Source organism: Fictibacillus arsenicus, assembly GCF_001999465.1.
In the GTDB taxonomy this organism is placed as follows: Bacteria; Bacillota; Bacilli; order Bacillales; family Fictibacillaceae; genus Fictibacillus; species Fictibacillus arsenicus.
The window spans coordinates 1-977 of the sequence record NZ_MQMF01000042.1 but is presented as its reverse complement, the minus strand read 5'-3'; the positions used below and the strand labels follow the sequence as shown (position 1 = coordinate 977).

General features: G+C 54.7%; 1 rRNA gene. It reads right to left on the bottom strand.

What is annotated here, in order from left to right:
• Nucleotides 1–753, bottom strand: a 23S ribosomal RNA gene (locus UN64_RS21685); the annotation flags it as partial.
• Between the last annotated feature and the right edge of the window lie 224 nt (nt 754–977).

Below are 977 nucleotides of genomic sequence, written 5' to 3'. Positions count from 1 at the left end.
TAGGACACGCGACTCAATCGCCCTATTCAGACTCGCTTTCGCTACGGCTTCCCCACACGGGTTAACCTCGCCACGTATCACTAACTCGCAGGCTCATTCTTCAAAAGGCACGCTGTCACCCCACAAGGAGGCTCCAACGGTTTGTAGGCACATGGTTTCAGGTACTATTTCACTCCCCTCCCGGGGTACTTTTCACCATTCCCTCACGGTACTGATCCGCTATCGGTCAACAGGTAGTATTCAGGCTTACCAGGTGGTCCTGGCAGATTCACACGGGATTCCTCGGGCCCCGTGCTACTCGGGCAACCCTCCAACAGCGGCGGAACACATTTCGACTACGGGACTCTCACCCTCTACGGTCCAGCATCCACACTGGTTCGTCTATATGCCCGCACCTCACTGCGCCATGCCGGCAGACATGACAAGGAGGGGCCCACAACACCGCACATGCAACCCCTGCCGGGTATCACACACATACGGTTTAGCCCCATCCGCGTTCGCTCGCCACTACTAACGGAATCACTTTTGTTTTCTCTTCCTGTGGGTACTGAGATGTTTCACTTCCCCACGTTCCCTCCACCCGGTCTATGTGTTCAACCGGGGGTCACACGACACGTCGTGCGGGGTTTCCCCATTCGGAAATCCTGGTCTCAACGTCCGGTTATCGACTCCACCAGGCTTATCGCAGATTCCCACGTCCTTCTTCGGCTCCTGTTGCCAAGGCATCCACCATGCGCCCTTGGAAACTTTCACACACAATGAAAGTCCTCAAATGAGCAATATCTAACTAAGATGTCATTCTCGGCATCACCACACCTCACACACCACCCCAGGGGGAACAGTGCGATCAACGATGCAGCAACAAAAAATAAGATGCTCGCGTCCACTATGCAGTTCTCAAACAACAACCCACACCCCATCCACCAACCCACAAGGCCAGCTTCACAAGGTACGGAGACCAGAAACAACGACCCCAA